Annotated in this window: 12 protein-coding genes; 2 read left to right on the top strand and 10 right to left on the bottom strand. The window is 37.6% G+C overall.

Annotated elements, in window-relative coordinates:
- Positions 1-89: 89 nt before the first annotated feature.
- The 4 genes from B6258_RS14435 to B6258_RS14450 form a co-directional block, all read right to left on the bottom strand.
- The gene (locus B6258_RS14435; RefSeq protein ID WP_099075852.1) at positions 90-437 is read right to left on the bottom strand and encodes a YfiM family lipoprotein; all 348 of its coding nucleotides are present in this window, start codon (positions 435-437) and stop codon (positions 90-92) included.
- A 124-nt stretch (positions 438-561) separates the two neighbouring features.
- Complete coding sequence (gene pssA / locus B6258_RS14440; protein WP_099075853.1) at positions 562-1,920, bottom strand: CDP-diacylglycerol--serine O-phosphatidyltransferase; 1,359 nt, start codon at positions 1,918-1,920, stop codon at positions 562-564.
- A 178-nt stretch (positions 1,921-2,098) separates the two neighbouring features.
- The gene (locus B6258_RS14445; protein WP_099075854.1) at positions 2,099-4,768 is read right to left on the bottom strand and encodes a bifunctional acetate--CoA ligase family protein/GNAT family N-acetyltransferase; all 2,670 of its coding nucleotides are present in this window, start codon (positions 4,766-4,768) and stop codon (positions 2,099-2,101) included.
- A gap of 28 nt (positions 4,769-4,796) precedes the next feature.
- Entirely contained in the window at positions 4,797-5,498 is a 702-nt protein-coding gene (locus B6258_RS14450) for a tRNA-uridine aminocarboxypropyltransferase (protein ID WP_099075938.1), read from the bottom strand.
- A gap of 352 nt (positions 5,499-5,850) precedes the next feature.
- Here B6258_RS14450 and B6258_RS14455 point away from each other — a divergent pair, with 352 nt between their 5' ends.
- Positions 5,851-6,708: a C48 family peptidase gene (locus B6258_RS14455; protein WP_240531601.1), complete on the top strand. Its 858-nt coding sequence runs from the start codon at positions 5,851-5,853 to the stop codon at positions 6,706-6,708.
- 174 nt (positions 6,709-6,882) lie between these two features.
- Complete coding sequence (locus B6258_RS14460) at positions 6,883-8,046, top strand: tRNA/rRNA methyltransferase (RefSeq protein ID WP_099075855.1); 1,164 nt, start codon at positions 6,883-6,885, stop codon at positions 8,044-8,046.
- 112 nt (positions 8,047-8,158) lie between these two features.
- Here B6258_RS14460 and emrB read toward each other — a convergent pair whose 3' ends face one another.
- From emrB to B6258_RS14490, 6 genes are all read right to left on the bottom strand, one after another.
- Complete coding sequence (emrB, locus tag B6258_RS14465) at positions 8,159-9,676, bottom strand: multidrug efflux MFS transporter permease subunit EmrB (protein ID WP_099075856.1); 1,518 nt, start codon at positions 9,674-9,676, stop codon at positions 8,159-8,161.
- A gap of 15 nt (positions 9,677-9,691) precedes the next feature.
- Complete coding sequence (emrA, locus tag B6258_RS14470; protein WP_099075857.1) at positions 9,692-10,870, bottom strand: multidrug efflux MFS transporter periplasmic adaptor subunit EmrA; 1,179 nt, start codon at positions 10,868-10,870, stop codon at positions 9,692-9,694.
- Between the two features lie 191 nt (positions 10,871-11,061).
- A complete protein-coding gene (mprA, locus tag B6258_RS14475; RefSeq protein WP_099075858.1) occupies positions 11,062-11,589 on the bottom strand; it encodes a transcriptional repressor MprA in 528 nt (175 codons plus the stop codon).
- Between the two features lie 491 nt (positions 11,590-12,080).
- Complete coding sequence (locus tag B6258_RS14480; protein WP_099075859.1) at positions 12,081-13,289, bottom strand: MFS transporter; 1,209 nt, start codon at positions 13,287-13,289, stop codon at positions 12,081-12,083.
- Positions 13,290-13,455: 166 nt separating this feature from the next.
- Positions 13,456-13,863: a hypothetical protein gene (locus B6258_RS14485; protein WP_099075860.1), complete on the bottom strand. Its 408-nt coding sequence runs from the start codon at positions 13,861-13,863 to the stop codon at positions 13,456-13,458.
- 10 nt (positions 13,864-13,873) lie between these two features.
- Entirely contained in the window at positions 13,874-15,205 is a 1,332-nt protein-coding gene (locus B6258_RS14490) for a phosphatase PAP2/dual specificity phosphatase family protein (RefSeq protein WP_099075861.1), read from the bottom strand.
- Between the last annotated feature and the right edge of the window lie 92 nt (positions 15,206-15,297).

The raw sequence follows: 15,297 nt of genomic DNA on the forward strand, positions 1-15,297 counted from the left end.
CCCATGTGAGAGTAGGGAACTGCCAGGCATTAAATAAGACGAGAAAGCCAACCCAATGGGTTGGCTTTTTTGCGTTTGGGGATAAAACACTATTTTAATTGCTGATAAAGTAATGATCCCGCTACCGCACCAGCAACATCGTAAGCAAAATCATGCCAACTCCAGCCAGTACCTTCTGGGCGACTATCATAAATCTCCTTCGCTGCACCTAGGCTAATCGAAAACGAGAGTCCAATTAATAATCCCTCTTTGTAACCATAATTTTGATGATCTGCATACGCATTTGCGCCTGCGGAGGCTGCCATCGAAAATAAGAAATGCTGAGCTTTATCTTTGCCTTGCCAATTATCATTGGCAAAATGAAAAGAGTGGCACCCTGTTAAAATCATTATTGAGAATACAATAATTGGAAAGCCATCTTTAAGCTTTAGTTTCATAAAAATAAAAGCCTTCTCACTGAAAGTTAATATTCTTAAATCAGATATATAGAGTATAGAAGAGGATTGTTGATACAAAAAAGCCTTGCTGTAATTTAGCAAGGCTTATCAAATGAAGCGTCGATTAAAGTATGCGACTGATTAATCTATCAACACGAATACGCCGTAATCGTTTGATTAATTTCTTCACTTTTAGAGGATAAAGTTTAATACTTTCTAGATCTTGGTAATGTTTCACGACAATAGTATGTTGGCGAATACACGCTAACTCATTGTGTCGTTGCTCATGTAATTCATGTTTAGGATCATGAATTAATATGGCATTTTCTAAATCTAATCCCCATGCGCGCGGATTAAGATTATTACCAGTAATTAATTGCCAGCTATCATCTACCCACATACCCTTTAAGTGATATGTATTATCGTTATCTTTCCAAAGTCTTACTGTTAATTGGTCATTATCAATAAATCGTTGGAAACGTTGAGTAAATTTACGCAGATTGATCTCATAGAGATAAGGTAGAGCACCAATAATTTTAAATGGCTCTTCCGGTGGAATATAGAAGTCATTTGCGGTTTTATCACCAATAATAATTTCGACTTGCTTGCCATTTCTTAATAAATGACTGATTTGACGTACAAGGATCGCAGGTAAATTAAAATAAGGTGTACAAATAACAAGCTTTTCTTCAGTAGAAGCCATAAGGTGAGAAATTGTCTTATTTAAGATATTTTTCTTACCTAAACCCATTAAAGGTGTTACTGCCAGCTCGTTGTTAGAAGCATCGGCTTTAATATCATAGCCATCACGAGTGCGTAAATTGAAACGAAATTGGCGAATACAGTTTTTAATTTCGGCACAACGAACTCTATTTTTGATATCCAATCGTTGAATTGCATCTGATTGTAAAAGATCAGTCACAATAAATTGCTTCATTGTAGAGGCTAATTCGCTATTTTGGATGACGTGATATCTGTCATAACGATATTTATCCAGCTTGTGCAAGTAAACATTATTAATACTTGCGCCACTATAGATAATCGTATCATCAAAAATAAAGCCTTTAAGGTGTAATACACCTAATGCTTCACGAGTATTAACGGGAATGCCGTAAATAGGGATCTCGACATCAGGGTGTTGTTGTGCAACATGGTAATACCAATCTGCATTCGTTGCATCAGCAGAGACACCAATACGCCCACGTTGAGCACGGTGCCAATCAACAATAACGGTAATGGATAATTCAGGACGTTGTTGTTTTGCGGTGTAAAGTGCATCAAGGATCTCTTCACCAGCCTCATCATGCTCTAGGTAAAGAGCTGTAATAAAGATCTCTTTCTTTGCTTGAGCAATGTATTTCAATAAGGTGCTGCGAAACGCGGACGTCTGATAAAGCGTTTCAACATCAGCAACTGACTGAGCTAATTTAGGCAGTTGTGCAAGGTGTTGTTGATGCTTAGCAAGTTTTAGTTTAGACAACATCACAGTGCTTAATTCTCTTGTTTATGATGGCAGATGGAGCCATCGTCCATGTGGATTTTCTTTAACCGATCTTCTGATCATAACATTAGTTATATGGGATGTACGCATAAAATCATCATATATAGCTAATTTATCAAAGGATGCGTGAACAATCACATAAAGAAATTTTCTTTTATGATTATAGCATTGGACTATCTTTTGATGATCCAAGCTGTAAGTCAAGATTGACTATTCCTTCATCAAATTGTACTTCAACAGAAAATCCCAGTTTTTTCGCTAAACTTATCATGTTGCGATTTTCAGGCATTGTTATTGCGGTTAAACGTTTAATGCCATGTTCTCTAGTATAGTTGATAAGTTTAGTCATAAGTTGATGACCTAAAGTATTTCCTTTTAAATCAGAACGCACAAGAATAGCAAATTCTGCATGCTGATTATCAGGATCTGCCATTGCACGGGCAACACCAATAATTTCAGGCTGATCTTCTGGATTTCGGATTGCAACAAAAGCCATTTCTCGATCGTAGTCAATTTGTGTCATATTAGCGAGATCGTCATGCGTAAACTCACTGATCTCACTAAAGTAGCGATAATAAAGATCTTCTTTTGTTACTTGGTTTATAAAGGTTTTTAGTAACGGTTCATCTTCCGGCAAAATAGGGCGGATAAAGCAAGGATTGTTATCTCTTAGAAAGAAGGTTTCTTCTAATTCATTGGGATAAGGGCGAATAGAGAGTCTTTGATGAGGATCGCCTTGTAGAGGTGCTAACTCCATTGCGACATCGAGTAATGTAAAATCATTACCTGAAGCTAATAGAGGATGAATATCTAATCTGACAATTTGTGGGCAATCTAAAAGTAAATGAGAAACTTGCACTAAAAAATGGCTTAGACTTAATATATTTAGAGGCTGTAAAGCGCTTCTCGGTTGTATCTTTCCGCTTTTTATCGCATTAATAACCAAATAACGGGCAAGCGCCATATTAAGAGGTGGCAAAGCAACTGCGGCTTTAGTTTCTATTTGCCACTCAACTCCCCCTTCACCCAATACAATTAATGGGCCAAAAATAGGATCTTGCTCTATCGCCACACGTAGTTCTTGAGAGCCAGCTCGATTCGCCATACTTTGCACCAATAAACCTTGGATTTGCGCTTGAGGGTACAGCTCCGTGACACGCTCTATAATGGCATGCGCTGCTGATGATACTTCTGTGCTGTCTCGAAGGTAAAGCATAACACCTTGTACTTCGGATTTATGAGGGATATCAGGAGAACGCAATTTCAGTGCAACAGGATAACCAATCTTTTCAGCAATATTGACGGCTTCTTGAGCATTATGGGCAATCCAAGTAGGAAGTGTATTAAAGCCATAAGCTTTCATAATGGGTTGAACTTGGTGTGTGTCTAATCGATATTGCTTATTTTTTAATGCTTCTTCAATGCAACGATGTGCTTGCTGTGTATTCATTTTGACATCTAAAGGCAATGCGGGTGTTTCTTTTAACTGTTTCTGATTTCGACGATATTCCACCATATGCATAAATGCAGTGACGGCACCTTCTGGTGTTCGATAGGTTGGAATTCCTGCTTCACTAAATAATTTACGCGATTGCTGAGAGGAATACTCTCCGCCCCAGTTAGTAAAAACGGTAAGCCATTTACGTCGAGGGTGTTTATTTATGGCTTCTATGACTCGTTGCGCAGTTTCAATACTCGGCGCAATGGCACTCGGGGTGTGAATAAGGAGTAAAGCATCATGATCATGACTATCTAACAAACAATTCAATGCCAAAATATAACGATCAACCGTTGTATCATCACCTAAATTTAGCGGATTACGAATGCCATTTTCTTCTTGGATCACATTTTGTAGTTTTTGTTTTGTTTCATCTGTAAGTTGTGCAAGCTTTCCTGAATGCAAAAATAGTTCATCAACTGCCATCGCAGCAGGTGCAGAGCCATTACTCATAATCATTAATCTTTCGCCTTTTAAAGGCGTCATATAGCTAAGTGTTTCAACGGCAGAAAACATTTCATGGGTATCTTGTACTCGTAATAACCCCGCACGTTGAAAAGCCGCATCATAAGCCACGTCATAACTAGGTGTATCGCCCAATAACAGTTGCGCTTTTTGAGTACGACCACTTTTTATCACAAGGATCGGTTTATTGCGCGAAGCACTACGTGATGCCGACATAAAACGTCGTGCATCTTTTATATGTTCGAGATGCAATAAAATAGCACTGGTTTTGCTGTCTCTTGCCAGAAAATCCAATAAATCATCGACTTGAATATCTTGGTTATCACCTAACGCAATAAAATAGGAGAAGCCGATATTTCGATAATAAGCCCAATCTAAAATTGTGTTGGCGACAGCTGCTGATTGCGAAATAAAAGCTAATTTCCCTTTTTTAACTGGAAGAGGGGAAAAACTGGCATTTACCCCTTGCCACGGTGCTAAAAGCCCCAAACTATTGGGGCCAAGTAAACGGATATGATATTGCTGACAAAGTAATTTTATTGGTTGGAATTGTTCCGGTTGTGCAGAAAGCACAATCACGGCTTTACAACCCGATCCACCTAATTGCTTTAGTAGCTCAAGGTTGCGGCGATGATGTGTACAAATAATTGCGAGATCAGGAACTTGAGGTAACTTGTCAATAGAAGGATAAGTGAAAACACCAGAGACAGAGCCACGAGAGGGATTAATCGGAAACACTGGACCGTTAAATCCACCACTGAGCAAATTCTTCATCATGGTGGTTCCTGCTCGACCTAATTTTTCAGAGGCACCGATCACTGCAATCGATTTAGGACGTAATAGTGCTTCAAGACCTCGTTGGCTCATATTTACTCCAGCGTTTCATTATCAACTGCTATTCAATGTAGCTGATTTGCTCTTCTTTTGCCTGACTCCGGTCTGGTTTTCCAAGTAAATATTGTTGACGAAAGTAACTAAAATGAGAAAAAAGTTGTTGTGAGGCTTGAATATCACCGACATTCTCTAAAATAGAAGCTGCAACTTCGGCTGTACAATGTTGATCTTCTCTTGCTGCTTGGCGAAGTATGTACTCACATTTACTAGTCTCATTTAAAGAAAAGAGAGGCAATTCATTGAGATAAGGGCTTTTGCGAAACATTTTGCGTGCTTCACTCCAAGTGCCATCAAGGAGGATAAACAAAGGTGGTTTGCTATTTACAGGGAGTTGGTTGTATACAACACGTTCACTTGATGCATAGCTTTCAGGGAAGACTACATACGCTTGTCTATCCGGTGTATTGATTAGATCAAGTAAGGCTTGTTCTGGAGTGGTTCGGGACCATAAAAAAGCCTGCGTGTCTGGTAATACATCGGCAATTAATTTCCCTGTATTACTTGGCTTCATCACTTCAGTATCATACATCAATAAACAAAATTGGCTTTTTGCAGGTTGATTGACAATCGTGTCACAAAGACACTGTTTTTCAGGTAATAAGCAAAAAGTGCAACGTTTTGTACGAAAACCTCGCGCTTTAAAAGGGCGAGTTGAAATTGAAAGCCGATATTGACGAAGTCGAGAGACTGCATTGTCATGCATAACAGAGAGACCAAAAATCATAAATATAAGGAAGGAACGAATATTATCATGATACCCAAAGGTCTACTATCAGTTGTTTTTTTTATGAAAGCTAATTTACGGGATGGTAATAGGATTATTATTATTTAATAATTTGTGGTGACTTATGAACATAACGCCAATTTCTTTTATTGCCAATGAACAGTGTATTAAAGATAATGAAATTAAAAATCTATTTGATATCTTTGATATTCAGCTTTTTAATAATGATAGTTTGAGCTTCAATCTTGATATTGCTAAAAATCAAATAAATGAACTCGCTAATTCCGTAAGGAATTGAAGTTCAAAAGATTTAGATTATTTAGTAAATATCATGTTTCATGATGATATAAAAATAAGTTTATATGCAACTAACCAACTCTACTTAATTTATTCAAAATTAAATAATTCGATAAGAGGAGATATTAAAGAGTTAATTAAATCACTCTATGAAATAAAAGTAAGAGACGATAAAGAATATTTCAAAGAACGACCTTTATTAAGTGCGATGGCTTGTGGAAAATCGATTGCTGGACAACAGGGGAAAGGGAATAATGTTTTTATCTCAGCGATTGATAACTATTTAAATGTGAAATGTAATGATAGTGTATTGGCCAATAGTACTGAAAGTGTAAGCAGTAATAATCGTTATATCTCTTCATCAGAATTACAATCTTGGGCTTCATTTCAATCCTATCAATGTGATATCGGTCACTATGAAACAATACTCAAAAAAATAGAAAGTGGCAAAAAAAGTGATGAATTAAAAAATCACGTAATTTTAGTCAACAATAACCATTGGGTTGCATTGTTTACTTATAAAGATAGCTGTTTTTTATGTGACTCATTACCCTCAACCAAAAAAGAAAATGATGATCGCAATAAATTATTAACTAGACTAGAGGAAAAAGAATTTCATACTTTCAATATAGAATATAATTTACAAAAAAATGTACCTAATGGATGTGGCCTTTTTGCGATTAATTATATTGATAGTTTACAAAATGAATTGAATAAATTAAATAATGAAAAAGAAGCTGATTTAACATCCACAATAGAAACAGTATTACAAAATACAGGAAAAAATTTTTTAAACCAGAGTGATGGAGACCAAACCACATTTAATCATGATGTTAGGAAAAAATTGATCATGGATACACTTTTCCGTTTTGTTGAATCTAGTTATAAATAGCGCTCTTACATATTGATATACCAGTTATTTTCTGTTAATAAAAAGTTAAATCTAATCTTATTTTTAAAGAGAGAATTTTTTGATATAAGTTTATCTCTTACTCTGCGTGATTCTCTCGGTGACAGTTGCTAAACTATCATGTAATCTGCGCCCCTATTGCAGTTGGAGAGACAAATGAACGATTCTTATGAAGGTAAAAACGGCAAAGTAAAAGTGATGTATGTCCGTAGTGAGGACAATGCCGATAATAAACCTAAAAAACCATCCCGCCGTCCTGAAAATGGTCGTGGTGATAGCCGTGATAACAAACGCGGTGATAACCGTGGCGACAAAAATCGTGATAATAGACGTGGTGATAACCGCGACGATAAAAATCGCGATAACAGACGTGGTGATAACAAATTTTCTCGTCGTGATGACCGCGGTGCAGGTAAGCCTTCAGGGCGTGGCGCATCACGTAATGAATCAAAACCTTCTCGCGATAGCGAAGGCGGAAGCTTTTCTCCGTGGAAAACGATTTCTCGTCCTGCTGGCGAAGAGGCAATTAAAGAGCACGATGGCATTACAGGCAAGAGCCAAATCGATCCTGAGCAGTTGCGTCGTCAGCGTTTAGAAGAAACACGCATTTATGGTGAAAATGCCTGTCAGGCAATGTTTAAAAATCGTCCTGATGCCATTGTTCGTGCTTGGTTTTTACAAGATGTGACACCGCGTTTTCGTGATGCACTAAAATGGATGGCTGCAAACCGTAAAGCCTATCACGTTGTTGAAGAAGAAGAGATGGTCAAAGCCGCTCGTACCGATCACCATGGTGGCGTGTGCTTCTTAATTAAAAAACGTGTCGGTCATGATGCAGAAACCTATCTGAAAGATGCACCTGAACATGATTGCGTATTAGCACTTGAAGATGTGGGGAATCCACATAATGTCGGTGCAATTATGCGCAGTTGTGCGCACTTTGGTGTGAAAGGGGTTATCTCTCCTGATTCTGCTGTATTAGAATCAGGTGCTGCTGTTCGTACCGCAGAAGGTGGTGCTGAATATATCCAAGGTATTGATGCTGATAACTTTGCTCAAACGTTAGATAAATTTAAAAAAGCAGGTTATACGCTGGTGGCAACATCAAGCCATAAAGGCAGTGTGCCATTATCAAAAGCACAATTACCAGCGAAAATGGTGCTTATCTTAGGTCAAGAGAAAGATGGCTTAAGTGAAAGTACTTTAAATCAAGGTGATATGAGCATTTACATCGGTGGTACTGGGCATGTTGAAAGCTTAAATGTCTCTGTGGCTTCTGGTGTGTTATTAGCAGAATGGTGGCGTCAGCACCAAGGCTAATCGCTTTATTGCTTTAAAGAATAATATAAAAAATCCCGCTTGGATTGTTTGAACTGAACTGACTTCAGTTAATTTAACAATCAGCGGGATTTTTATTTTTACTGGTGTTTAGTTATTTACCTGGCGAGAAAGGCGGTTTGGCAAACCAAACAACAACCATCATCACTAGGAAAATGCCTGCAGCTAACCAGAAAATTTCGTTGGCTGAGATAATTAATCCCTGTTCTGTAATGGTTTTGGCTAAATAGGCTGATGCTTGTTCATTTGAAAGGCCAAGATCATTCATTTGCTGGTACGCCATTTGCGAATCAGGATCGAGTGGATTGATTTTTTCTACAAAGGTTTCATGGTGAAGTGATTCTCTTTGTGTCCAAATTGTTGTGGTTAACGATGCGCCAATTGCCCCCGCCAATGTTCTTAAGAAGTTTGAAAGGCTAGACGCAGATGCCATTTTCTCTGGTGGTAATCCAGATAATGTCATTGTTGTTAATGGCATAAAGAAACACGCAACAGCTAAACCTTGCCAGAATTGAGGCCATGCCACAGTGGCAAAGTCCATTCCTGGTTCGAAGGTATAAGCTCGCCAATAAAAACACACAGAAAACATAATAAAGCTAAAGCTGATGATATAGCGTAAATCCACCTTACCACCAAACTTACCTATAATCGGTGTGATAATTAAAGGCAATAAACCTACCGATGCTGATGCTAATCCAGCCCATGTTGCTGTATAACCAAAGACTTCTTGTAAAAGCAGTGGCAGTAAAACAATGGTACCAAAATAGATCATATAGGCGAGGCTGAGCGTGACACAACCAATGGTAAAGTTTCGACTCTTAAAGAGTGAAAGGTCTATCACTGGATGATCGTCTGTTAACTCCCAAACAATTAAGAAGCTAAGTGCAACCACCGCCACTATGGTGAGGACGATAATTTCTGTCGAATTAAACCAATCGAGCTCTTTACCCTGATCGAGCATGATTTGTAAAGCACCTATACCCACGATGAGTAAAACAAGGCCAATGGTATCTATTGGTTTAATTTCAGTTTTTGTTTCGCGTCCCGCTAAGGTGTTTGATATACACATAATAATCAACACACCAAATGGAACGTTAATAAAGAATATCCATCCCCAATGATAGTTATCACTGATGTAGCCACCTAAAATAGGCCCTAAAATGGGGGCAACAACAATGGTCACTGACCATAGCGCAAGTGCCATATTTCGTTTTGCGGGTGGATAGTTATTCAATAACAAACTTTGTGATAAAGGAATAAGCGGTCCGGCAACTAAACCTTGAAGCACACGAAAGAAAATAAGCATTTCAAGGCTTTGTGAAATACCACAAAGCCAAGAGGTTAGCGCAAAAAGTGCCGTTGACCACATAAAGAGTCGAACTTCACCAATACGTTTTGCTAACCAACCTGTAATTGGGATAGAAATAGCATTCGCTACACCAAAAGAGGTAATAACCCAAGTTCCCTGTGAGTTAGAGGCACCTAAGTTTCCTGCAATAGTTGGAATGGCTACGTTAGCGATTGTAGAATCGAGAACTTGCATAAAGGTTGCCAACGCAAGGGCGATGGTCATTAAGGCAAGTTTTCCTCCTTGTAATGGCTCTTTGATCACCTTTACACCTCGCCTTTATTGTCCTGCATTTTGTTCAATAATTTCATTGATCAGTTTATTAATCTCTGACATATCAATTGTTAAAACATCAGTATGGTAAGCAGGTGTTTGGCGTTCGCTGTGTGATAATACTTTTCCATCAAGGTTAATCGTATCGACAGTCACTTCAGAAGAAAGGCCAATACGCAGTGGTTTTTCCGCTAATTCTTTTTCATCTAATGAAATACGAACGGGTAAACGTTGAACAACTTTTATCCAGTTACCACTGGCATTTTGCGCAGGCAATAATGAGAAAGCACTCCCTGTTCCCATATCTAACCCTAATACAGTACCGTGATAAATGACTTTTTTGCCGTAAAAGTCGGTTGTGATCTTTGCCGGTTGACCAATACGCATATTGGCGAGCTGGGTTTCTTTAAAATTGGCATCAATCCACATACCTGTTACAGGAACAACGGCCATTAACGGTTTACCCGGCGAGACTTGTGCACCAACCTGAACGCTACGACGTGAAATATAGCCATCTGTTGGGCTTAAAATTTTAGTTCGTTCTAAGGTAAGCCATGCATTACGAACATCAGTCGATGCTTGTAAAACAGAGGGTTGTTTTGCAATAGGTGTGTTTAAAATAATTGCTTGATTAGCATTATATTGCTCTTTTGCAACTTCTAAAGCCGCTCTTGCGGTGGAAACGGCTTCTCTGGCGTGTTGAAGTTCTTCTTTACCAATGACATTACGTTCGCCTAAAACTTCACGGCGACGAAGATCATTTTGTAATTTAGTCAGTTCCGTTTCACGTAAAACGATGTTTGCTTTTAGTTGACGACCGTTGATAATTTGCTGGTGCATTTGGCGAACACTATTAGCTAACGCTGTTTTTGCTTTTTCTAATGCTAGTTTTTCATCACTTGAATCTAATAAAACTAAGGGGTCACCCGCTTTTACAAAATCGGTGTTATCCACATAAACGGTAGTAACAGAACCAGAAATCTGTGGCATCACCATGATTTGATTGCCAGTCACATAAGCATTATCGGTTGTTTCATGATGTCTTAACACCATAAACCAATAAGCTGTGTAAGCTGCACCAGCAACAATAAATAGGATAGTTAGCAGCAGTAGAACATTTCGGCGAGTTCGTTTTTTATTGCGAATGGGAGCCTGAGGGGGGATATTTTCCTCATTAACACTCATTTAGAAGATCTCCATAAACCAGAAAAACATCATTAGATATGTTTCCAGTATTCAAACTGGAAACATAATTATAAAGTCAATCTTAGAATAATTATTAGCGTGAAGGTAAATTATAAATGCTAATGGGTAAGTATGTTTGCCGATTTATGGCGTAAATAGGATTAGATCAATAAAACTATTTATTATGCGACTTATTCACAACCTTTTTCAGCCAAAGTATCTAATTGTAATAATAACTTACGCATTAGTGTTTCAAGCTGTCTTTGTTCAGATTGATCTAATACCGACCAGATTTTTTTTAGACACTGATGTTGCGGTGGTAATAAGCTATTTAAAAACTCTTCACCTGCATCAGTTAAATGGAGATGCAAACAACGGCGGTCATTATGACTTTCACGGCGTTCGATCCAACCTTGCTTTTCAAGCTCATCAGCAATACGCGTTGCATTGGTTCTTGAAGAGCCTAAAGCTGCACTTAATTCTGATGGTTGAATACTACGATTTTCTGTCGTATCTAAAATCATTAGTGCCATAAATAATGTCTCGTTAATACCCTGAGACTTCAACATATTATTACGACTTTCAAGAAGTTTGCTTTGAACATGCATAGAAAGGCGAGTTAACAAAATTTCTTGATAAGGAATATCTTTGTTAAGCGATTTCTGTTGTGTAGCGCGAGTGTTTAGTAATTCTTCTGTTGGCGTAAATGAGCTTTCCATTTTTAGACACCTTGTTAGTTTCGAAAATTAGGATAATGCTGTTATCAACATGTTAAATGGTATATTAAACACACAATTTAGCAATTTTAATTATTTATAGTCACTATGTTTTTTTGATTATGTTACCTGATTCATAAATTTTCTGAATGATAACACAAAAAAAGGATAGGTACTTATCTCTTTGCAATAAGTTAATAAAATCAATTTATCACTTATCTGACAATGAATAGTAGTCTATTTGCGAAAAAAGGGATCATTTTTTACGATAAAACACGTAATAAATTTATTACTACTGCCAATGCTTGTTATGTTTATAGTATCGTAGTGAAATAATTTATATAGTGCTTTATTGGGGAGATTGATATAATTTTCTTAATAAAGAATGAGATGATGATATACATTAATAGTAATCACGCTGTTAAAACATTCATATTTTATTCTGATTGGCGTGGGGTTGAAAAAATAATATAACCCATCCTTGGGTCTAAAAATTATTCAGCGTGGATTATTGGATCATTTTTATAACCTAAAAACCAAACAATAAGACCGATAACACCAATGACTAATCCAGCGATAGAAACGCCTGTCCATCCATATTGATGATAAGCATAGCCTGATAGTAAAGATCCTAATGCACCACCGATAAAATAGCTTGTCATATAAGCGGCAGTCAGGCGGTTTCTTGCATCAGGTAAAATACGGTATATGGTGCTCTGATTGGTGACATGAACACCCTGAACAGCTAAGTCTAGCAGGACAACGCCAATAATAAAGCTAATGAGCCCAATCCAGTGATAATAAGGTGCAATAATAATAAATCCCCAAGAAAGAAAGAGGAGGATTAATCCGACTGTCGTGGTTTTCTTACCTTTCCCTTTATCAACTAATACACCTGCTTTACCGGCCATTAATGCACCTGCAGCACCGACAAGACCAAATAAACCAATCACAGCATCCGAGTAATTAAAAGGAGCGGATGCCAATAAAAAGGCCATTGAGGTCCACAATAAACCAAAGTGAGCAAAAATAAGTGCACCCACTAATGAGCGAGTTCTTAATACGGGAGTTGTTGCAAATAATTTGAAAATAGAACCTAGCAATTGGAAATAATTTAAGTCTGTTTTACTTTTATAAGTGGGTAAACAGCGCCATAAAGTGATTGCTAAAATCGCAAGAAAAATACTCGCTACCCAGAAAATACCCTGCCAATTAGTAAATGACGCCATTAACCCAGATGCGGTTCTTGCCAGTAAGATCCCGAGTAAAAGGCCACTCATAATCGTTCCTACTGCCTTTCCTCGTTGATGTGGCGCGGCAAGTGTTGCAGCAAAAGGAACAAGAATTTGAGCGACAACGGAGAACATACCTGAGAGCGCAGTTCCTATTAACATCACCCAAATATTAGGTGCCATAGCGGTAATTAATAGGCCACTCGCTGAAATTAATGTCATGGTAATAATAAGTGAGCGACGTTCAAAAATATCGCCAAGAGGTACTAGTAGCATTAATCCTACGGCATAACTTAATTGCGCAGTGGTGACAATAAATCCAGCTAAAGTAGCAGATATGTGGAAATAGTTTGCAATTGAATCAAGCAGAGGTTGTGCGTAGTAGTTACTGGCAACAACCATACCTGTGGCAACCGCCATGAGTAAAATAAGGCCTTTGCTTAGTGATGTTTGTGGTGCGGTGTTTTCCATAATACTCATAACAAATTATTTGTAAGGTAAATGATAGTAACATGAGTCATTTTTTTGAGAAAAGAATTACTGTGATAGAGATGTTCAATTAATTTGATATAAGCCCTTAGAGTTTATTATTGTAACATATTGTTTTATAAGATGAATAAACACTGTCTTTAGCTTATTAATAACTAAAAAGTGTAAAAAAGATCATCGTCAAACACACTATCCACTGAACTGAAACACCAATCACAGCAAAAGAAAACAGACGTTTAGTTCCTAGCCAGCGGGCTTCCATCGTCTGTTTTTTGGGACGTTTAGGAAATAACGTAGAGAGGCTTTCATCGAAGCTAACATCGTCTTGATAGCGATAAAGAGCCTGAAAAAAATGGCTATCAAGCCATAAACGAAACAGGTGATATTGCGTAAATAAAAATAAAAGAGAAGCAACAAAAAAAGCCAATTTATTGTGAAAATGAAGGCTAAACACAGGCCATGTGCTTATATAAGGTAACAGTGATAACAGCAGTAAATAGCGCCAACTTTGAGTGAAAGAGACCATCACTTTACCGCTCGTTTTTGTTGTCAGCATAGTTATCTCGTTATCTATTTTGTTGGAAACGTGAATACCAAATTTGTAATGCCTCTTGTGTTTCTGGATTTAAAATCACTTGAGGGCGTGTTTGATACACCTGTTTTATTGCATTTTCCAAAGTATCTACTGTGCCATTGTAAACTAGCCATGCAACCGCAATAGTGGCACTGCGCGAATAGCCTAATTTGCAATGAATATAAACAGTCCCTACTTGGCTAAGTTGTTCCATGGACAACATGGCTTTGCTGATATCATCAGGAGATAATGGTAATAAATCGATTTGAGGTTGCGCTAAATAAAGCTGATTTTGGCTAAATTTGTTTCTTGGCCATTCACAGGTTAAATCAAAGACTGCGTTTGCTTTTAATTTATAAAGTGGGCGCCCACCTAATAAAATACCTTCAGTCACTAAACTGGGTGTTTGGCAACGAGTTAAATAATAGCGATAAGTACACCAAGCAAAAAAGCGATAAGGCAATAGGATTATCTGTGCAGAAAGAGGGATTTCACCTTGTGCATTTTTTTGAAAAATAGAAGCTCCTGCCCCTAAATAGCCCAAAGTTACAAAAGTTAATGTGATTGCCGGCCAGAGAAAGATCCAAAAGAAACCTTGTAAGCCAAAAGATAACAGATAAAACACTATTGCGGATAACGCATAGTTTTTACCAATACGTAAACTGCGTTTGCTACCTGTAAAATGCCATTTCCAATGGGAGTTTATGGGTAACAAATAACAGATAAATACGCCAACGCCAAAGCCCGTAATAATATCAATAAAGTGGTGTTGCCACGTTGTCAGTACAGAAACAGCAATAAGCAATGACCATAAATTTAAAAACCACAGCCATGATTTCGGTGTATGTGCGCGAAAACGTAACCAAAGTATCCACAATAAGATAATGTGCAATGAAGGCGCTTGGTTATAAGGTAAATCGAAACCTTCTAATTGGGTGAATAACCAACCAGAAAATCCTTCTGTTGTTGGGCGAAGAAAACTAAATTTTAAAGGGAATAATAAAAAACCAGCACAAGCAATAAGAGAGGCCGTAATTAAGCGTAACCCATGTATAAATTGTTCTCTTAACGTTGTGCAAATAATTAGTGAAATACCATAGGCAATATTCACACTCCAATAAGGAATGATTGTCCAAGGTAAAAAAGGGATCGCTTTTTCCCACGAATAAACAAAAGAAGGAACATCAGATAAAGTGGAAGTATAAGTGTTAACTTGCATATAAGTTAAATAGAAAAATGGGGCAAGAAACAACAGCCATACAATACCTGCAAGCCAGATACGTTTTCTCGATGATGTTATTTGAGTGAGTTGGGTTCCACCCATACTAAAATTCCTTTCTTTGTTTATGTTTCTATTTTTTACAATAAATTAAAACTATCGCTAAATGTTGCCATATAGCGATAGATTGGTTATTG

The sequence above is a fragment of the Proteus alimentorum genome, from assembly GCF_002607735.1.
Classification (GTDB): Bacteria; Pseudomonadota; Gammaproteobacteria; order Enterobacterales; family Enterobacteriaceae; genus Proteus; species Proteus alimentorum.

What these genes read in the sequence shown, in the direction of transcription:
- B6258_RS14435 (WP_099075852.1), bottom strand. Translation starts at nt 437, where the DNA reads ATGAAACTAAAGCTTAAAGATGGCTTTCCAATTATTGTATTCTCAATA.
- pssA (WP_099075853.1), bottom strand. Translation starts at nt 1,920, where the DNA reads ATGTTGTCTAAACTAAAACTTGCTAAGCATCAACAACACCTTGCACAA.
- B6258_RS14445 (WP_099075854.1), bottom strand. Translation starts at nt 4,768, where the DNA reads ATGAGCCAACGAGGTCTTGAAGCACTATTACGTCCTAAATCGATTGCA.
- B6258_RS14450 (WP_099075938.1), bottom strand. Translation starts at nt 5,498, where the DNA reads ATGCATGACAATGCAGTCTCTCGACTTCGTCAATATCGGCTTTCAATT.
- B6258_RS14455 (WP_240531601.1), top strand. Translation starts at nt 5,851, where the DNA reads ATGTTTCATGATGATATAAAAATAAGTTTATATGCAACTAACCAACTC.
- B6258_RS14460 (WP_099075855.1), top strand. Translation starts at nt 6,883, where the DNA reads ATGAACGATTCTTATGAAGGTAAAAACGGCAAAGTAAAAGTGATGTAT.
- emrA (WP_099075857.1), bottom strand. Translation starts at nt 10,870, where the DNA reads ATGAGTGTTAATGAGGAAAATATCCCCCCTCAGGCTCCCATTCGCAAT.
- mprA (WP_099075858.1), bottom strand. Translation starts at nt 11,589, where the DNA reads ATGGAAAGCTCATTTACGCCAACAGAAGAATTACTAAACACTCGCGCT.
- B6258_RS14480 (WP_099075859.1), bottom strand. Translation starts at nt 13,289, where the DNA reads ATGGAAAACACCGCACCACAAACATCACTAAGCAAAGGCCTTATTTTA.
- B6258_RS14485 (WP_099075860.1), bottom strand. Translation starts at nt 13,863, where the DNA reads ATGCTGACAACAAAAACGAGCGGTAAAGTGATGGTCTCTTTCACTCAA.
- B6258_RS14490 (WP_099075861.1), bottom strand. Translation starts at nt 15,205, where the DNA reads ATGGGTGGAACCCAACTCACTCAAATAACATCATCGAGAAAACGTATC.